1 protein-coding gene is annotated in these 698 nt (G+C 27.8%); it reads right to left on the minus strand.

Annotation, left to right across the window (positions count from 1 at the left end):
* Positions 1 to 581 (minus strand): transposase family protein (locus tag HF850_RS15385; protein ID WP_169106286.1); only part of this gene is annotated, 581 nt, incomplete at its 3' end.
* Between the last annotated feature and the right edge of the window lie 117 nt (positions 582 to 698).

The following is a 698-nucleotide window of genomic DNA, read 5'->3' on the forward strand; positions in this document are numbered from 1 at the left end:
CCCTTCACAAGGTGAAGCAAAGTTTCATTTCTCAAATCATGTATTCCCGTATTATATGAATGTCCTTTTCTTATAGCAAAATCATCAATTCCTATTATTAATCTTTCAGTATTTTTGCTTAATTTTAAAGCTTCAGCACATATTTTAGGTTTTACATTATTAAGATAATTCTTAAAAATACGCTCTACAGTACTATATGGAGTTCCAGTAAACTCAGAAGCATGCGCTACGGTTGAACCCGTAACAGCGTTAGCTAAATTATCATTATATTGATTGGTATATCTTGATTTGCCATTAATGAAACTATATTTAAATGTAAAATTAATCAAGCAATCTTTACAATATAATCTTATTTTAGGTAATAATAAAAAAGTTTTATTGCCACATAAAGGCAAATGTCTTACTTTTCTATAACCTGAACTACCTTTTCTTATAACATTTCTATTATTGCAACAAGGGCAGTTTTGAATATAATTTAGTGGTTCTAATATGATTTCTACTGAATTTTCATAAACATCTGAAATTTTAACAATATTTATATCTTGCAAGTTTAGTAATTTATTGATATCCTTTATATGCACTTATTTATCCTCGTAATCGTATTGTGTCGCAACTTATAGATTACAGGATTTTAAGTGCATTTTTTATCTGTAAATATTGGTAATTTAGTTGTCAAGCGCAGTTTTTAGTGTTGAGCC

The organism is Clostridium sp. SM-530-WT-3G, assembly GCF_012843905.1.
In the GTDB taxonomy this organism is placed as follows: Bacteria; Bacillota; Clostridia; order Clostridiales; family Clostridiaceae; genus Clostridium.